The sequence below is a fragment of the Winogradskyella psychrotolerans genome, assembly GCF_018860565.1.
Taxonomy (GTDB): Bacteria; Bacteroidota; Bacteroidia; order Flavobacteriales; family Flavobacteriaceae; genus Winogradskyella; species Winogradskyella damuponensis.
In genome coordinates this window covers 185,367-205,106 of sequence record NZ_JAHKPS010000018.1, presented here as the reverse complement: position 1 = coordinate 205,106, position 19,740 = coordinate 185,367, and the positions used below count along the sequence as shown (strand labels likewise).

At 32.0% G+C, this 19,740-nt stretch carries 14 protein-coding genes; 13 read left to right on the top strand and 1 reads right to left on the bottom strand.

The window, feature by feature from the left end:
• The first annotated feature begins 5 nt into the window (after positions 1-5).
• The 13 genes from lpxD (at position 6) to KO504_RS07445 (ending at position 18,608) form a co-directional block, all read left to right on the top strand.
• Positions 6-1,034 carry a UDP-3-O-(3-hydroxymyristoyl)glucosamine N-acyltransferase gene (lpxD, locus tag KO504_RS07505; protein WP_215925710.1) on the top strand — a complete coding sequence of 343 codons (1,029 nt, stop codon included), beginning with the start codon at positions 6-8 and terminating at the stop codon, positions 1,032-1,034.
• Positions 1,021-2,427 carry a bifunctional UDP-3-O-[3-hydroxymyristoyl] N-acetylglucosamine deacetylase/3-hydroxyacyl-ACP dehydratase gene (locus KO504_RS07500; protein ID WP_215925709.1) on the top strand — a complete coding sequence of 469 codons (1,407 nt, stop codon included), beginning with the start codon at positions 1,021-1,023 and terminating at the stop codon, positions 2,425-2,427. The genes lpxD and KO504_RS07500 overlap by 14 nt, the downstream gene beginning before the upstream one ends.
• A gap of 166 nt (positions 2,428-2,593) precedes the next feature.
• Positions 2,594-3,379, top strand: a complete 786-nt coding sequence (lpxA, locus tag KO504_RS07495; RefSeq protein ID WP_215925708.1) for an acyl-ACP--UDP-N-acetylglucosamine O-acyltransferase — start codon at positions 2,594-2,596, stop codon at positions 3,377-3,379.
• Positions 3,380-3,472: 93 nt separating this feature from the next.
• The gene (efp, locus tag KO504_RS07490; protein WP_215925707.1) at positions 3,473-4,039 is read left to right on the top strand and encodes an elongation factor P; all 567 of its coding nucleotides are present in this window, start codon (positions 3,473-3,475) and stop codon (positions 4,037-4,039) included.
• 85 nt (positions 4,040-4,124) lie between these two features.
• Positions 4,125-5,063 (top strand): UDP-3-O-(3-hydroxymyristoyl)glucosamine N-acyltransferase, encoded by a 939-nt coding sequence (locus KO504_RS07485; protein ID WP_215925706.1) that lies wholly within the window; start codon positions 4,125-4,127, stop codon positions 5,061-5,063.
• Positions 5,060-5,470 carry a nuclear transport factor 2 family protein gene (locus tag KO504_RS07480; protein ID WP_215925705.1) on the top strand — a complete coding sequence of 137 codons (411 nt, stop codon included), beginning with the start codon at positions 5,060-5,062 and terminating at the stop codon, positions 5,468-5,470. The genes KO504_RS07485 and KO504_RS07480 overlap by 4 nt, the downstream gene beginning before the upstream one ends.
• Positions 5,471-5,546: 76 nt before the next feature.
• The gene (sucD, locus tag KO504_RS07475; RefSeq protein WP_215925704.1) at positions 5,547-6,419 is read left to right on the top strand and encodes a succinate--CoA ligase subunit alpha; all 873 of its coding nucleotides are present in this window, start codon (positions 5,547-5,549) and stop codon (positions 6,417-6,419) included.
• 102 nt (positions 6,420-6,521) lie between these two features.
• Positions 6,522-9,494, top strand: a complete 2,973-nt coding sequence (locus tag KO504_RS07470; protein ID WP_215925703.1) for a M16 family metallopeptidase — start codon at positions 6,522-6,524, stop codon at positions 9,492-9,494.
• A 231-nt stretch (positions 9,495-9,725) separates the two neighbouring features.
• Entirely contained in the window at positions 9,726-10,472 is a 747-nt protein-coding gene (gene fabG, locus KO504_RS07465) for a 3-oxoacyl-[acyl-carrier-protein] reductase (protein WP_215925702.1), read from the top strand.
• A gap of 50 nt (positions 10,473-10,522) precedes the next feature.
• Positions 10,523-12,556 (top strand): VWA domain-containing protein, encoded by a 2,034-nt coding sequence (locus tag KO504_RS07460; RefSeq protein ID WP_215925701.1) that lies wholly within the window; start codon positions 10,523-10,525, stop codon positions 12,554-12,556.
• 10 nt (positions 12,557-12,566) lie between these two features.
• Positions 12,567-13,382 (top strand): prohibitin family protein, encoded by an 816-nt coding sequence (locus tag KO504_RS07455; RefSeq protein WP_215925700.1) that lies wholly within the window; start codon positions 12,567-12,569, stop codon positions 13,380-13,382.
• 195 nt (positions 13,383-13,577) lie between these two features.
• The gene (locus tag KO504_RS07450) at positions 13,578-16,679 is read left to right on the top strand and encodes a T9SS type A sorting domain-containing protein (protein WP_215925699.1); all 3,102 of its coding nucleotides are present in this window, start codon (positions 13,578-13,580) and stop codon (positions 16,677-16,679) included.
• A 255-nt stretch (positions 16,680-16,934) separates the two neighbouring features.
• Complete coding sequence (locus KO504_RS07445; protein ID WP_215925698.1) at positions 16,935-18,608, top strand: T9SS type A sorting domain-containing protein; 1,674 nt, start codon at positions 16,935-16,937, stop codon at positions 18,606-18,608.
• 93 nt (positions 18,609-18,701) lie between these two features.
• Here the strand turns inward: KO504_RS07445 and KO504_RS07440 are convergent, their stop codons facing one another.
• Complete coding sequence (locus tag KO504_RS07440) at positions 18,702-19,649, bottom strand: DUF5694 domain-containing protein (protein WP_215925697.1); 948 nt, start codon at positions 19,647-19,649, stop codon at positions 18,702-18,704.
• Positions 19,650-19,740 lie beyond the last annotated feature (91 nt).

The following is a 19,740-nucleotide window of genomic DNA, read 5'->3' as shown; positions in this document are numbered from 1 at the left end:
AATCATTGAAATTTACAGCAGAACAAATCGCAGGTATTTTAGAAGGAACAGTTGTTGGTGACCCTAATATTGAAGTTTTTAAACTTTCTAAGATTGAAGAAGGAACGCAAGGCTCATTAACTTTTTTATCTAATCTTAAATACACACCTTATATATATACCACAGAAGCATCAATTACTATTGTAAATACAGATTTTAAACCCGAAAAACCTATTTCAACGACGCTAATTAAAGTTGAAGATGCTTATGAAGGCTTTTCTAAATTGTTAGAATATTACGATCGTATAAAATCAAATAAATCGGGTATAGAACAACCTTGTTTTATTTCAGAAAGCGTTAAGGTTCCAGATAATATATATATAGGTGCTTTTGCTTACATTGGTCATAATGTAGAAATTGGAGATAATGTTAAAATTTATCCACATTCATTTATTGGAGATAATGTAAAAATAGGAGACAATTCAATTGTTTATCCTGGTGGAAAGATTTATTCAGACTGTATTTTAGGAAATAGTTGTGTTATCAATTCTGGCGCTATAATTGGTGCCGATGGTTTTGGTTTTGCTCCAACAAAAGATGGTGGTTACACTAAAATCCCACAAACAGGTAATGTTATTTTAGAAGATTATGTAGATGTTGGTGCTGGTACAACTATAGATAGAGCAACAATAGGTTCTACAATTATAAGAACAGGTGTTAAATTAGATAATCAAATACAAATTGCGCATAATGTAGAAATTGGAAAAAATACGGTTATAGCTGCTCAATCCGGAGTGGCTGGTTCTACAAAAATTGGAGAACATTGCCAGATTGGCGGACAAGTAGGCATTGCAGGACATTTAATTATTGGAAATAATGTTAAAGTGCAAGCTCAATCTGGTATAGGAAGAAATGTAAAAGATAACGAGGTTTTACAAGGTTCTCCTTCTTTTGGGTATTCCGATTGGAATAAATCGTATGTTTATTTTAAAAATTTACCAAAACTCGTAAAAACTATTAATGAATTAGAAAAAAAAGTAGATGGCAATAATTAAAACGGAAACGAGACAAAAAACCATTGAAAAGGAAGTAACACTAACAGGTGTAGGACTTCATACTGGTGCAGATGTTAAATTAGTATTTAAACCTGGTTTAGAGAATTCAGGATTTGTATTTGTTAGAGTTGACCTTGAAGGCAATCCTAAAATAGAAGCAGATGCTAATTACGTTACAAATACACAACGTGGTACGTGCTTAGAGAGAAATGGAGTAACTATACAAACCTGCGAGCACGTTTTAGCAGCTTTAGTAGGTTTAGATATAGACAATGCTACTATAGAACTAAATGCTTCTGAACCACCAATAATGGATGGCTCTTCTAAATTCTTTGTAGAGGCAATAGAAAAAGCTGGTATTGTAGAACAAGATGCTTTTAGGGAAGAATATGAAGTAACACAGGTTGTATCTTATTGCGATGAAGAAACGGGAAGCGAAATAATCTTAATGCCTTCTAGTACTTATCAAATTACAACTATGGTAGACTTTGGTACCAAAGTTTTAGGTACTCAAAATGCGACATTAAATAAAGTCTCAGATTTTAAATCAGAGATTGCAGACGCAAGAACCTTTAGTTTTTTACACGAGATTGAAATGCTTTTAGAGCATGGACTAATAAAAGGTGGTGACTTAAATAATGCTATTGTTTATGTAGATAAAGAATTGTCTCCAGAAACTATGGAGAAATTAAGAGTAGCGTTTAATAAAGATAATATTGCTGTTAAACCTAATGGAATTTTAGATAATCTTACATTGCACCATCCTAACGAGGCAGCACGTCATAAACTATTAGATGTTGTTGGTGACTTAGCTTTAATTGGTACACGTATAAGAGGAAAAGTTATAGCAAATAAACCAGGACATTTTGTAAATACACAATTTGCAAAAAAGATGTCTAAGCTTATAAAGAACGAAAGACGAAATAATGTGCCTCAGATAGATTTGAATTCAGAACCATTAATGGATGTGAATCAAATTATGGACATGTTACCACACAGACAACCCTTTTTGTTATTAGATAAGGTTTATGAACTAACTAATAACCATGTTATTGGTATGAAAAATGTCACCATGAACGAAGAGTTCTTTAAAGGGCATTTCCCTGGAGCACCAGTTATGCCTGGCGTTTTAATTGTAGAAGCTATGGCTCAAACAGGTGGGATTTTAGTATTAAGTACAGTACCAGATCCAGAAAATTATTTGACATTCTTTATGAAAATGGATAATGTGAAATTTAAACAGAAGGTTGTTCCTGGTGATACATTAATATTTAAATGTTCATTAATTTCCCCAATAAGAAGGGGGATTTGCCATATGCAAGGTTATGCCTATGCCAATGGTAAATTATGCGCAGAAGCAGAATTGATGGCACAAATATCAAAAGTTAAGTAAAAAATAATGGTATAGCTTAAGGCTATTGAAATTAAGAAGCATTATCGTTTTACTTCAAATTATAAAATAAAAAAATAAACCGAGCAAAATCTATTGTAGACAAAGTGTATGTTAAGTTCAATAGCGAACACATTTTTGCCGCTTTATTAAAATAAAAATTAGATAAATGAACCAACCGTTAGCATACGTACATCCTGGTGCAAAGATTGCAAAGAATGTAGTTATAGAGCCTTTTACAACGATTCATAATAATGTAAAAATAGGTGAAGGTACTTGGATTGGAAGTAATGTAACTATTATGGAAGGTGCTCGAATCGGAAAAAATTGTAATATTTTTCCAGGAGCTGTCATTTCAGCAGTACCTCAAGATTTAAAGTATAATGACGAAGACACAACAGTAGAAATAGGAGATAACGTTACCATTAGAGAATGTGTAACTATAAATCGTGGTACATCAGACAAAATGAAAACCGTAATTGGTGATAATTGTTTGATTATGGCTTACTGCCATATAGCTCACGATTGTATTGTTGGTAACAATTGTATATTTTCAAATAATAGCACATTAGCAGGTCATATTACTGTTGGGGATTATGTGGTATTAGCAGGAATGACAGCTGTACATCAATTTTGTGCTATAGGAAATCATGCCTTTGTAACTGGTGGATCCTTAGTTAGAAAAGACGTGCCTCCATTTGTTAAAGCAGGTAGAGAACCATTATCTTATGTAGGAATTAATTCAGTTGGGTTAAGACGTAGAGGTTACAGTACAGAAAAAATTAGAGAGATTCAGAATATTTATAGAATGCTCTATCAAAAAAATTATAACAATACACAAGCTTCAGATTTAATTGAAGCAGAAATGGAGGCTACTCCAGAACGTGACGAAATTCTTCAATTTATTAAGAATTCGCATCGTGGAATTATGAAAGGCTACTTTAAATCAAATTAAACAACTAAGACTTTAAACTAGAAATAAACAAATAGTTTTATTTGAATGTCTAAAAACAATTAAGACTATAAATTAACAACTAACAATAAAATAATGGCAAGTACTTCAGATATTAGAAACGGATTATGTATAAGATATAATAATGATATTTATAAAATTGTTGAATTTCTTCATGTAAAACCAGGAAAAGGTCCTGCTTTTGTAAGAACTAAAATGAAAAGTGTTACTACAGGTAAAGTATTAGATAACACATTTTCTGCTGGTCATAAAATTGAAGATGTACGTGTTGAAACACATAAATTTCAATATTTATACAATGATGGCGAATTCTATCATTTTATGAATGAATCGGATTACACACAAATTAGATTATTAGAGTCTGCATTAGATAGACCAGATTTAATGAAAGAAGGAGAAATTGTAACTATTCAAATTAATACGGAAGATAACATGCCGCTTTCAGTAGATTTACCAGCTTCTGTAATATTAGAAGTTACAGCTACTGAGCCAGGTGTAAAAGGAAATACTGCAACTAATGCAACTAAACCAGCAACGGTAGAGTCTGGTGCAGAAGTTAATGTTCCATTATTTATCAACGAAGGAGATAAAATTAAAGTTGAAACAGATAAAGGAACTTACAAAGAACGTATTAAAGAATAACAAATAAGTAGGCCGTCTTCAGTCCACAGTTAGCAGTGCTTACTGAGGTCTGTAAACTGTAGACTTCTAATCTGAATACTGATAAATGAAATTCCCAAAACCTCACACCTTAAAACAAATCGCTACACTAATTGATTGCAATTTCAAAGGTGCAGAAGATTTTGAAATTTTAGGTATTAATGAAATTCATGTGGTTGAACCAGGTGATATTGTTTTTGTAGATCATCCTAAATACTATGATAAAGCGCTACAATCTGCAGCTACAATAGTCTTAATTAATAAAGATGTAGACTGTCCTGAAGGAAAAGCACTTCTTATCTCAGATGATCCTTTTAGAGATTTTAATAAAATCACAGAGCATTTTAAACCTTTTAAAGCCTCAAATAGTGCTATTGCAGATGACGCCATAATAGGTGAAGGTACTATAATACAACCTAATTGTTTTATAGGAAATAATGTAAAAATTGGTAAAAACTGTATTATTCATGCCAATGTTAGTATTTACGATGACGCTATCATTGGCGATCATGTCACAATTCATTCAGGTACGGTTTTAGGCGCAAGTGCATTTTATTATAAAAACAGACCAGAAGGCTATGACCAGCTAAAATCTGGTGGTCGTGTTATTATTAAAGACCATGTAGATATTGGAGCGCTTTGTACTATTGATAGAGGAGTTACGGGAGATACCACTATTGGTGAGGGGTCAAAATTAGATAATCAAATTCAAGTTGGTCATGATACCTTAATTGGAAAAAAATGTTTAATTGCATCGCAAACAGGAATTGCAGGTTGTGTTGTCATTGAAGATAATGTTACCATTTGGGGACAAGTAGGTGTAAAAAGTGGTATTACTATTGCAAAAGGCACGGTTTTGTATGCTCAATCTGGATTGGGACATTCTACAGCCGAAGGCAAAACCTATTTTGGTTCGCCAGCACAAGAAGCTAGATATCAATTTAAGGAAATGGCTTACATAAAAAAAATTCCTGAGATTCTTCAAAAATTAAAAAACTTACAATGACAGCAAAAGCGCTTGTTAAAGCATTTTATGAGTCCGATTTAGCTAATGACGCTACAATCGTACCTAGGTTTTTTCATAAAGACTGTAAAATGCATTGGAATAGTAGTCATGGATTTAGATTATTAAATTACAATGACATTGAAGATTTTTTTGAGAACACAAGAAAATCATATCATAATATTCGTTTTGAATTTACACATTTAATAGAGGCAGATGCATTGGTAACGTCAAGGCATACGCTCTTTGCAAATACAATAGAGGATCCAAATTTTGAACAACCATTAGCACACTATTCAACCATTTGGGAAGTTAAGGATAACAAACTCTATCGTGGTTATGAGATAAGTCAGCAAGCAAATGAAATGGATTTAGAATGCATGAATTCTTATGCTGAAAGAAAAATATAAAAAGAGCTCGCTTTTGCGTATTAAATCTCTTATTTTTGTACAACAAAATTATAAAACTTAAAATCAACAATATCAAATGAGCGTTTTAGTTAATAAAAATTCCAATATTATAGTTCAAGGTTTTACAGGTAGTGAAGGTACTTTTCACGCTGAGCAAATGATTGAATATGGTACAAATGTTGTAGGCGGAGTAACGCCTGGTAAAGGTGGTCAAACACATTTAGATAAGCCTGTTTTTAATACAGTTTCTGAAGCTGTTGAGAAAGTAGGTGCAGATACAACCATTATTTTTGTACCACCTGCTTTTGCTGCTGATGCCATTATGGAAGCTGCTGATGCAGGTATCAAAGTAATTATTACAATTACAGAAGGTATTCCTGTTGCAGATATGATTAAAGCTTCAAATTATATAAAAAATAAAGACTGTCGTTTAGTTGGTCCTAACTGTCCAGGTGTTATTACTCCAGGTGAAGCTAAAGTTGGAATTATGCCAGGTTTTGTATTCAAATCAGGTAAAGTAGGTATCGTTTCTAAATCTGGAACATTAACTTATGAAGCCGCTGATCAAGTTGTGAAACAAGGTTTAGGTATTACAACAGCTATTGGTATTGGTGGTGATCCAATTATTGGAACAACTACTAAAGAAGCTGTAGAGCTTTTAATTAACGACCCAGAAACAGAAGCTGTTGTTATGATTGGCGAAATTGGAGGTCAATTAGAAGCAGATGCAGCACAATGGTACAAAGCAAGCGGAAGTAAGAAACCTGTTGTTGGTTTTATTGCTGGTGAAACTGCTCCTGCTGGTCGTACAATGGGACATGCTGGTGCTATTGTAGGTGGAAGCGATGATACAGCACAAGCCAAAAAGAAAATTATGAGAGCTTGTGGAATTCACGTTGTAGATTCTCCTGCTGAAATAGGAAAGAAAGTTGCTGAAGTTTTAGGCTAAACTTCTGTTAAAATATATTTAAATACATAACGTTATTAATCCATTGGCTATACATTTAGCTAATGGATTTTTTTTATTCAATTAATCAACTAAAATCAAAAAATGAAAATCACTAAAACACTAATGCTGCTTTCCATGATTGCAGTCGTTTTTGGCTGTAAGACCGAAAACAATGACAAAAAAATGGCTTATGCCATAGAAACTAATCAAGACGCTAATGGTTTTAATTATGAAACTGTTGCAAATGACCCAACAGGTTTACGACTTTATACTTTAGATAATGGTCTTAAAGTGTATTTGGGTAAAAATGAAGAAGAACCAAAAATTCAAACGCTTATTGCTGTTAGAGCTGGTTCTACTTATGACCCAGCCGATAATACAGGGTTAGCACACTATTTAGAACACATGGTTTTTAAAGGTACCGACAAAATTGGTACAACTAATTATGAAGAAGAATCTAAATTAATTAAACAGATTTCTGATTTATATGAGGAGCATAAAAAAGAACAAGATCCTGAAAAGAAAAAAGAAATTTATAAAAAGATTGATGAAATTTCTTTAGAAGCTTCAAAATTATCTATTGCTAATGAGTATGACAAAATGGTAAATTCATTAGGAGCTGAAGGTACAAATGCTTTTACCTCTAATGAGCAAACGGTTTATGTTAACAAAATACCATCTAATGAAGTTGATAAATGGCTTAAAGTAGAAAGTGAACGTTTTAGCAAACTCGTATTACGTTTATTTCATACAGAATTAGAAGCTGTTTATGAAGAATTTAATAGAGGACAAGACAGTGATGGTCGTAAGCAATACTTTGCAACACTAGAAGGTTTATTCCCAACACATCCTTACGGAACACAATCTACAATAGGTATATCAGAGCATTTAAAAAATCCATCAATGGAAGCGATTAATGCTTATTTCAACAAGTATTATGTGCCAAATAATATGGCTGTAATCATGGTTGGTGATTTAGATTTCGATACCACTATAAAAAAGGTAAATGATGCTTTTGGAAGTTATGAGAAAAAAGAAGTAACACATCCTACGTTTCCAGAATTAGAGCCAATTACAGCTCCTGTGAAAAAAGTAGTATTAGGTCCAACATCAGAATCTATATACGTTGCTTTTAGATCAAAAGGAAAAGGATCTGACCAAGAAGTTATATTAAGTTTAGTAGATTATATGCTATCTAATTCTCAAGCAGGTTTAATAGATTTAAACCTTAACCAAAAACAAATGGTACAGAATGCATCGTCATTTACAAATTTTGATAATGATTACGGTTTCCATATGCTTTATGGGTCACCAAAAGCTGATCAAACTTTAGACGAAGTAAGAGATTTATTATTGTCACAAATAGAGAAAATCAAAAAAGGAGAATTTGAAGATTGGTTATTAGATGCTGTGATTAATGATATGCGTCTATCTCAAATTCGTCAATACGAAAACGGATCTGCAACAGCATATGCTTATTTAGATGCTTTTATTGGTGAACAAGAATGGAGTAATCGTCTTAAAATGTTAGATGAAATGAAAAAAATCACAAAGCAAGATGTTGTTGATTTTGCTAATTCATTTTATGGTAACAATTATGTAGAAGTGCATAAGCAAAAAGGAGAAGATACTTCTATTGTAAAAGTTGAAAATCCAGGAATTACTCCAATTGAATTAAATAGAGGTAAAGAATCTGAGTTTTTAAAAGCATTAAACGAGATAGAGTCTCCAGATTTGAAACCTCAATTTGTAGATTACAAAACGGCTATTAAAGAAACTAAAACAGACAATGGACTTAAAATGTCGTATATCGAAAACCCTAATAATGATATTTTTAATCTAAATATTATTTTTGATATGGGTCAAGATAATGATAGAATGGTTTCTCTTGCAGCTGGTTATTTAGATTATTTAGGTACTGACAAATACACACCAGAACAATTAAAACAAGAGTTTTATAAAATTGGAATTAGCTACAATGTATTTTCTTCTAGTGATAAAACTTATGTTGGTATTTCTGGACTTAAAGAAAACCTAGATGCAGGTTTAGCACTTTTAGAGCACTTATGGAATAATGCAGAACCAAACCAAGAAACCTACAATAAATATGTTGAAAGTATTTTAAAAAATAGAGAAGATGGTAAAACACAAAAAGGAAATATTTTTTGGAATGGCTTAATGAGTTACGGACAATATGGAGAAAACTCTAGGTTAAGAAATATTTATTCTCAAGCAGAATTAAAAGCAATGAGTCCAACAGAGTTAGTTAACAAGATAAAAGAAATGCGTGCTTACAAACAACGTATCTTTTATTATGGAAATGCATTAGATGAAGCAAAAGTAGCTTTAAATACACATCATAAAATTCCTGAAACGTTATTAGATTATCCTGAAAAAGTAGAATACACCAATTTAGAAACAGGAGGTAATGTTTACTTTGTAGATTATGATATGGTACAAAGTGAAATTTTATTGGTAGCCAAAGGAGAGGAGTTCAGCCCAGAGAAAATGGCAGCTTCACAATTGTTTAATACTTATTTTGGTAGCGGTTTATCATCAATTGTATTTCAAGAAATTAGAGAATCTAAGTCTTTAGCTTATTCCGCTTTTTCAAGCTATAACAATGCTGCAGAAGTAGGAAAACCAAATTATACAATGGCTTACGTTGGTACACAAGCCAATAAATTGGAGCAAGCCGTTAGTGCTATGATGGAATTAATGACTAATATGCCAGAAGCAGAAGATCAGTTTAACCAAGCTAAAGAAGCAACTTTAAAGAAAATTGCCTCACAACGTATCACTAAATCTAATATTTTCTGGACGTATGAAGGCTTAAAAAAACGTGGAATAGATAATGATAATCGTGAAGAAATTTATAACACGATTAAAAACATGACCATGGAAGATCTTAAAACATTCTTTAACGATAACATTAAAGGAGAAGAATATAATGTCATGGTTATTGGAAATAAAAAGGATATGGATTTTGATGCCTTAAGTAAATTAGGAACGATAAAAGAATTAGATATCGATTATCTTTTCAATTACAATCAACCTGAAGCACTGAAGCAATAACAATATATTTAGCATTAAAATTAAACCTCATATTTATGTTAAAATATGAGGTTTTTTTTATTTCATACAGTTAGTAATTGGTATATTTGAAACTGTTTAAATACTCTTATAAACGTTAGTTCTAATGATTTTTTTTAACTTTTATTAAGTTGAAAATAGTATAGAGTACATTATTTAGAAAAAGACGTTTAAAAGACTAACTTAGAAATAACTAACCAAACATATTAAATTATGAAACTTTTAGAAGGAAAAACAGCCATAATCACAGGAGCAAGTAGAGGTATTGGAAAAGGAATAGCAGAAGTTTTTGCAGATCATGGAGCAAATGTTGCATTTACATATAGTTCTTCAGTTGAAGCGGCAAACGCGCTAGAAAAAGAATTAAACTCTAAGGGCATAAAAGCCAAAGGCTACCAAAGTAATGCTGCTAATTTTGATGAATCTCAAAAACTAGCCGAAGATGTTTTAGCAGAATTTGGTTCTATTGATATCCTAGTAAACAATGCAGGTATCACAAAAGACAATCTTTTAATGCGAATGGGCGAAGAAGATTTTGATAAAGTAATAGAAGTGAACTTAAAATCAGTTTTTAACATGACTAAAGCCGTACAGCGTACCATGTTAAAACAACGAAAAGGTTCAATTATTAATATGAGTTCTGTAGTTGGTGTAAAAGGTAATGCCGGACAAACTAACTACGCAGCATCTAAAGCAGGAATCATAGGCTTTTCTAAATCTGTAGCATTAGAATTAGGATCGCGTAATATTAGAAGTAACGTCATTGCACCAGGTTTTATTGAAACTGAAATGACAGCAAAACTAGACGAAGAAACTGTAAAAGGTTGGAGAAGTGCCATTCCTTTAAAAAGAGGCGGTACACCAGAAGATATTGCTAATGCATGTGTGTTTTTAGCAAGTGATTTAAGTGCTTATGTTACAGGACAGACGCTTAATGTAGATGGTGGTATGTTAACTTAAACTGTCATTCCTTCGAAAGTAGGAAGCTTATGATATTTCTCGAGATTTTAATGAATAAACTAACAATAATATACATAACAATTGCTGCAATTACAGCGCTTTTATTAGCGCTGTTTCAGTATTTGTATAAATCGAAATTAAAGTCTAATCTAAGATATATACTTATAACACTTAGAAGCATTTCAATCTTTGGCATTTTGTTATTGCTTATTAACCCTAAGTTTGAATCCTTTAGCTATTTCGACGAAAAACCAACTTTAGTTATAGCTGTTGATAATTCGGAATCTGTCTCATATTTAAAACAAGATGAAAAGGCTAGGGAAGTGGTTGCTGCTCTAAAAGGGAATTCAGAATTAAATAAACGTTTTAATGTTCAGTCTTATAGCTTTGGTAAATCTGTTTCGACCTTAGATAGTTTAAATTTTAAGGAGCGTCAAACAAACTTAGCAATGGCTCTAAAGCAGTTTGGAGAAGTTTATGCCAATCAAACGGCTCCAATTATAGTATTAAGCGATGGGAATCAAACCTATGGTTCAGATTATAGTTATATAGCAAAAGGAGTTAAGCAACCCATTTATCCTATTATCCTTGGAGATTCTACTATTCATTCAGACTTAAGCATTAAACAACTCAATGTTAACCGCTATGTGTATTTAAAAAATAAGTTTCCTGTAGAAATTATTGCTAATTATAGTGGTAACGCATCTATAAATACTGAGCTTAAGATTTGGTCGGGAAATACTGTAGTCTTTAGAAAAACAGTGCAGTTTAACGCTTCAAAACAGTCTGAAATTATCTCTACTGCATTGTTAGCAAATAGTGTAGGTGTTAAAACATATAGAGTAGAATTAGTTGCTTTAGACAGTGAAAAAAATACCGTAAATAACTTTAAAAATTTTGGTGTAGAAGTTATTGATCAAAAAACAAATATTGCAGTAGTTTACAATCGGTTGCATCCAGATTTAGGAGCTTTAAAAAAAGCGATTGAAAGTAATGAACAGCGAAGTGTTACGCTTATAAAACCCAAAGCATATTTAAATAAAATTAATGACTTTCAATTAGCAATATTATATCAGCCAGATAATAGCTTTAATGTAGTCTTAAAAGAAATTAAGGAACAAAAAGTCAATACGTTCATTATTTCTGGAGCTACAACCAATTGGAATATCTTAAATGAAAGTCAAGATTATTTTAAACAAAAAATCACCAATCAAACAGAGAATTACCAGCCAAGTTTAAATAGAAATTATGGCACTTTTATTGTTGAAAATTTAGACTTCAATAGTTTTCCTCCTTTGAAATCAGAGTTTGGTGCACTTCAAATTTCAGTTCCGCATGAAACTTTATTATATAAAACCGTCAATGGTATTACAACGGAAGATATATTATTAGCCACTTTTGAAGCAGATGCTACTAAACACGCCATTTTAAATGGAGAAGATATTTGGAGATGGAGAGCTCAATCATTTATTAACACCAATGGTTTTAATGCATTTGATGAGTTTATAAATAAACTCGTTCAGTATTTAAGCTCAAACAAGAAACGAAAAAGAATTAATATCGATTATAAATCGTTTTATAATGGTAATGATGATGTCATTATTTCTGCGCAGTATTTTAATAAGAATTTTGAGTTTGATAATTCGGCATCGTTAAGTGTTGTGTTAAAAAATAAGGATACTGAAAGTGTTAAAGAAGTTCCGCTGTTATTAAATAATGGAAATTATAGCGTAGATTTAAGTGGTATTGATGCTGGTTTGTATGATTTTACGGTTAAACATAATTTAGAATCTGTTGCTGCATCTGGAAGTTTTCAAATTTTAGAATACAATGTAGAACAGCAGTTTTTAAATGCAGATGTTACTAAGTTAAATGCCTTAGCAAATAATAGTAATGGTGAAGCGTATTTTATATCTCAACTAGAGCTATTAACAACCAATATACTTAGTGACAATCGTTATAAAACCATTCAGAAAAGCACTAAAAATATCGTATCTTTGATTGATTGGAAATATCTACTTGGTTTAATAGCTTTAAGCCTTTTCATTGAGTGGTTTATTAGAAAATATAACGGATTAATTTAAATAAATAATAATGGAAAAATTACCAAAAATAGGATTGCCAATTTTAATAGGGATAATACTCTTAATTATAGTTTTAGCTAAATCTGCTGTAACCTTAGATTCTGGTCATGCAGGTATATTATATGAAACGCTTAATGGAGGTGTAGATCCTGATAGAGATCCATTAGGTCCAGGTTTTCATATAATAGCACCATGGAATCGTGTAATTGATTATGAAACACGTCAGCAAGAAGTACCTGAAAAGATGTCTGTTTTATCTTCAAATGGATTAGATATTAAACTAGATGCTTCTGTGTTATACCAACCAGATATTAAAAATTTAGGACGATTACACAACCAAAAGGGTGAAAGTTACTTGAGTCGAGTTTTACAACCTGCTATTAGAAGTGCAGCTAGAAGTGTCGTAGGAAGATATACTCCTGAGCAGTTGTATTCTAGTAAAAGAGATGCAATTCAAGAAGAAATTTATGAAGAAACTAAAAAAATCGTAGAGCCACAATTTATTCAACTAAATGATATCTTAATTAGAGACGTTACTTTACCACCAACAATAAAGGAAGCTATTGAAAGAAAATTAAAACAAGAGCAAGAATCTTTAGAATATGAATTTAGATTGGTAACGGCGCAAAAAGAAGCTGAAAAAGTAATTATTGAAGCACAAGGTAAAGCAGATGCTAACCGAATTCTAAGCGCATCTTTAACAGATAAAATCTTACAAGACAAAGGAATTGAAGCAACAGTAAAATTATCTGAATCACCAAATAGTAAAGTTATTGTTATAGGATCTGGTGATAGTGGAATGCCAATTATATTAGGTAATCAGTAGAACAAAATTACACTATTTATATTAAAACCCTTTTGAGATATCATTAGGGTTTTCTTTTTTTTATAAATAAAAAATGATAACTAATGGTAATAATGCGCTAGGTTAAATGTATGTTTTTAACGATTAAGTTGAGGATTTTGTGTTTTTTATATATAAAAAATGTATTTTGTACATGTTTAATGAATCCCAAATCTTATGAAACCGATAAACCTACTAATTGTATTACTGTTTTTTTCTTTTATGTCTAAAGCTCAAGAACAACAATGTGCTTTTGATGTTATAAGACAGCAACAGCGTCAAAATTCAAATTTTGTTGAGTTAGAAAGACGCGCTGAAGAAAAAATAAAAAGCGCCATTCAGAGTCCTGACTTTTACTCAAGAAGTACAGCTGGTTCTGTAATAACAATTCCTGTGGTTGTACATGTCTTACATTTGGGGGAAGCTGTTGGATCCGGTACTAATATTTCTGATGCTCAAATACAAAGTAGTATAGATAATCTAAATGATTATTATAGAGGTCAAATTCCAACTAGCCCTATTGATTTTGAAATTCAATTTGCATTAGCACAGAGTGACCCTAGTTGCAACGCTACAACAGGTATAAATAGAATAGATGCTTCTGGAGTGCCAGGCTATTTATCAGATGGTGTTTCTTTTGAAGGCGCAGGAGCAGAAGAAGGAGTTTTAAAAGATTTAAGCCGTTGGCCAGAAACAGACTATTTTAATATTTGGATTGTCACAGAAATAGACGGTAATAATGGTGGTTTTGGTTATCAAGGTTATGCGAATTTTTATTATGGAAGTGCGTATGAAGGTTCTGTAATGATGTACTCTGTTTTTGGTTATGACCCTACTAATGCGAATCCGTCTTGGCCATTACATTCTGCTAGAGATAATAGCACTGTAGTGCATGAAGCAGGTCATTATTTTCACTTATTTCATACGTTTCAAGGTGATGATGGAGGAGGAACATGTCCTGGAGACAATGTTGTTGGTACAGATAGTGATGGTTGTGCAGATACAGTACCTCACAAAAGAGAGACAAGTACATGTCCTACTATAAATAGTTGTACGCTTGCGCCTTGGGTAGATAATAATACCATAAATAATATAATGAGTTATTATTATTGTGCTGATAGACTTACTAATGATCAAAAAACAAGAGTAAGAGCTGCTATGGAAGGTACATCGATTGCTAATTCTAAAGCTTCAGAGTTACCAAATTTAAGTTATACACCTCCAAGTTCGGTATGTGCAATAAATACAGCAACAAATTTAACCAATTCTGCAGGTATCGTAAATGTTGAGTTAAATGGTGTAACATTTAGTTCTAGCACAACAGGCGAAGATGGTGGTAATATTAATAATGCTGCTAATTGTAATAATTATTTTGAAATTGACACGGCTATTTCTAATACTATTAATGTTGATCTTTGGATTAATTTTCATCAGCTTGGTATATGGATAGATTGGAATGATGATGGAGATTTTGATGATGAAGCAGAGCAACAACATCTTTCACAAGATATAGAAGATTATGGTGCAGTTTCTGTTGCTTTAGCCTATCCAACAGTGATTCCTTATGGAGAATATGTAAGAGTACGTTTAATCACAGAATTGGATGACAGATATGGATTCCCGGTATTAAGTTCGGCATGTCCTCCTTCTTTAGTTTATGGTCAATATGAAGATTACACCATTTATATAAAACCAGGAGGTCCTGTTACCTATACTTATAATAATGGTTGGCTGCCTAGTGATCCAATAGGTGTATCTAATTCTAGTGATACCATTATAATTGAGTCTGGTACTGCTAATATCTCAGCTGATACTAATTGTAATACATTAACTGTAAATCCTGGTGCGGCTTTAACTATAGATTCAGGTGTTACGCTTACGTCAGCCACGGTAGATTTAAACTCGACATCACAACTTTTTTCAAGTTTAATATCTGATGGTACAATTACGGGTGTTGTAAATTATCATAAGTATACGTCGCAAATAGGAACAAACGATTTAATTTCTGCACCAATTTCAGGACAATTGTTTCCTGCTTTTGCTGCTTTAAATACAAACTTGGCAGCAGCTGCTATTACAATAAGAGCTTTTGCACCTTATAATACATCGGTTGGAGCTTATCAAAATTATGATGTAGCTGCAAATGCATTAACTACAATTGATGCAGGAACAGGTTACAGAGCAGCAACAACAGATGGAAGTAATTTAACTTTTACAGGTATTGCTAGAACAGATGACGTACTTGATGTACCTATTTCTGATGCAGCCGCAGGTTATGCGTGGAACTTAATTGGAAATCCATATCCTTCGTATATTGATTTTGAAACCTTTTTTACTACTAATGCAAGTGAGTTTGATCCCAATAGTGCGTTTCAAGCCATTTATGGTTATGATGGAGATGTTTCTAATGGTTGGACCGTTTGGAATTTAGCAACTATAGCAGATGGAACTGTTACCGAGTTAATTGCGCCAGGACAAGCGTTTTTTGTTAAATCTAAATCAGGAGGTGGTATGGTTGATTTTACCAAAGCAATGCGTCGTACAGGTAGTTCTGATGATTTTATTGTAGGTAGAAACTCTTCAGCAAATGTTGTTGCCTCTCAATTAAATTTAACTAGCACGTCTAAAAAAGCATCAACACAAATTTACTTTATTGAAGGTACCACTAGAGGCTTAGATGTTGGTTATGATGCAGGTTCTTATAATGCAGGTAGTGTAGATTTTTCAATATTTTCAAATTTAGTCGAAGATAATACTGGTGTAAATATGACAATACAGTCTTTACCTTACAATGATTTTAATGATATTATTATCCCTCTTGGTATAAAGGCTAATGCTAATGAAGACTTAACTATTTCTATTGACAATATTTCGGCATTACCTGTTGGTGTTAATATTTATTTAGAAGATAGTTTTGAAAAAAGTTTAACCTTATTAAATGATAATGCTTATACGTTTAATTCGCCATCAGAATTAAATGGAACAGGTCGTTTTTATTTACGATATTCGTCTGCTGTATTAAGTACAAAAGCAAATGAATTTAATCATTTACATATTTATGCGACTTCAAAACCAAAAGAAATAGTCATCAGTGGTACATTAGGTACTAAGACAGAAGCTAAAATTTACGACTTACAAGGTCGATTAGTTTTGTATACTAATTTAGAAACTACAAATGCATCAAATTATATTGATGTGTCTACTTTGTCTTCAGGGATTTATATTGTTAAGGTTTCTGATGCTATTAAAGTGAAAACAAAAAAAATAATTATTAATTAAAAACTTAATTGAAAATAAAACAGCCTTAATCTATGATTAGGGCTGTTTTTTTATCCTTAATTTAAGGTGTTTTATTGAGTGAAATAGAGGTTCAACTTTAAATAAAAAATAAAAAAAGCACTTAATCGTTTAAATTGTTGTTTTTGTCGGATAAAAAGTAATTTAAACGATTAAATATGTGTTTTGGCGATTAATTTTATTGTTTTTATAAGTTTGTGGTACTGAAACTATTAACTAAATCGTAATCCCAAATTTATGAAAAACTATACACCTACTTTAACTTTATTATTTCTGTTGTGCATTTTTAATTTGTCAAAAGTACAAGGACAAGATCAAAATTCTGTAGAAAGCGAAAATGCCTCTATTACCTTTACTTATGATAATGGATGGTTACCAAGTAATCCTTTGGGTATAGCCACGTCACTTGATAATATTATTATTAAGTCGGGTATTGCTAATATTACAATAAATACGCTATGTAGTATTTTAACCGTAGATCCTGGTGCAGCATTATATGTGGCTTCAGGTATTACACTAACGACTGATGTATTAAATTTAGAATCTACTTCTCAGCAATATTCGAGTTTAATTTCAGATGGCACTATTGTTGGGCTAATATCTTACCATAAGTATACAGAGCAACTAGGAATCAATGACTTAATTTCGCCACCAATATCTGGTCAGCTCTTTCCTGAATTTGCAGCAGAAAACTTAAACTTAGGTCATAGTGGTTTTATAAGAGCGTTTGCTCCATATAATACAGTAGCTGGAGCTTATCAGAACTATGGTATACTTTCAAATGCATCAACCCTTCTTGAAGCGGGAAAAGGTTATAGAGCAGCAACAACAGATGGAGGCACATTAACTTTTACTGGTATTCCTAGAACTAATGATGTTTTAGATATTTCAATTTCAGATGCATCAGCAGGTTTTGCGTGGAATTTAATAGGAAACCCTTATCCTTCATATATCGATTTTGAAACGTTCTTTATATTAAATAAATCTCAATTTAATACAGGTACTTATCAAGCCATATATGGTTATGATGGTGATGCATCTGATGGATGGACAGTTTGGAACCAGGCAAGTATTGATTCGCCTGTAATAAATGAATTAATTGCTCCAGGTCAAGCCTTTTTTGTGAAATCAAAATCGGGTGGCGGACTTGTTGATTTTACGACCACAATGCGTTGTGAAGGATCTTCTGATGATTTCATTTTAGGACGGTCATCGTCATCTCCACACCATGGACATATAAAATTAAAATCATCGTCTAGCGAGTCTAACTTTAGTACAGATTTTTATTTTAATAGTAATGCAACACAGGGTTTTGATCCTGGTTATGATTCTGCTTTATTCAGTGAAAATCCTCCTGCATTTTCTATTTATTCTCATTTGGTTGAAGATAATTCAGGAACTCCACTTGCTGTTCAAACATTTAATCCAATAGCAATGTATGATGTTGTAATACCATTAGGAGTTAATGCAAGTCAAGGACAAGAAGTAACACTTAGTATTACTGAAACAGATATGCCAGAAGATGTCAATATATATTTAGAGGATACCTCTAATAATTCGTTTACTTTATTAAACACCAACGATTATGTGTTTACTATTCATGATAATTTAACAGGTACAGGTCGTTTTTACCTTAGATTTAGTGGAGATGCACTAAGTGTTGATAAGTCAAACTTTACAACGGTTAATATTTGGTCTCATGATAAAACAATTAACATTAGCGGACAATTATTGAGTGAAACTAAAGCCAGATTGTATGATGTTAATGGTCGTGTAGTTTTAACTAATACATTAAATACCAATAGTGCTAAACAAACTATAGATGTTAGTCATATAAGTGCTGGTATTTATATAATGGAATTAGATAGTAAAACAAACGAAAGACGTATTGAAAAACTAATAATTAGATAACAAGTTGTATGTTGTAAAACAATGTTTTTATAAGAAACAGCCATAATTGTAAGATTATGGCTGTTCTGTTTTTGCGGTAATTGTTAAGAAAGTTTATTCACCAGCAAGCACAATCTTTAAATCAGGATAACTAGTCTGTAGTTCTTTTTCTAAACCAATAACATGAGAAGCTCCTACAATAACAATATTACGTTCTGAATCTGAAGCCATAACTTGTTCTCCTATATTTTTTGCCATTCTCATATTACGCTCATTCCAATAACGTTCACCTTCTGTACAACCTTCTGTTTTTACAGCGACATAGGTAAATGAACTAGATTTATGTAATTGTTCTAATGATTTTCTTCTATTAGTATGTTTTCCTAATCCTCTAAAAATAGCAGGAATTATAGCCGAATTGTATGCCTTTTTATTCATTTTGTTGTTAATGGCATTATTACCGTTAGATTGTCCTTCTTTACCACATTTAGTCCAAGCCTCATGATATTCTTTATTGGTTCGTTGGTCGTCCATAGACGTCAATAATTTTATATTTTGATGTAATGCGAGTTTAAAAGTAAGGTCGCCATCTTCATGTTGTGTCGGTTTTTTTGAGCCTTCAACACCATGTTTCTTTATATAAGTGTAAAATTCATGATTAGCATTATCTCTATTATAGGCAAACGTAGTAATCATAAAATCTAAGTCTTCAGTTGTCATATTTGAAAAAGATTTTTCTAGAATAGAATTGTATGTTTTTAGATTTGGTGTAAATACCTTTTGAATAGAATCAGATAAATAATAAAAAGCTTTATAGTTTTTAGACCAGCCATCTTTTAAATATTCCCAACTTAAGGTGTCATTTCCTCTAGGACTTTCGACATAGATTGCAGTAGGATTATATTTTTTGGCACGTCTTAGCATTGGTTTGTAACTGCGCTTTACAATATTTGGAACAGTATGCATTGTGCCTACAATTAAAATTTCTTTTTGTGAATCTTGTGCTGTTACATTTAGTGTTGAAATACATAATGCGATAATAAAAGTGATTAGCGTTTTCATAATTAATGTGTTTTTGATGTTAAACTTTCTTAGAGCAAACTTAATTATGAAATGGCTCAAAACTCAATAATAATAGGTGTTTGGGGTGAAA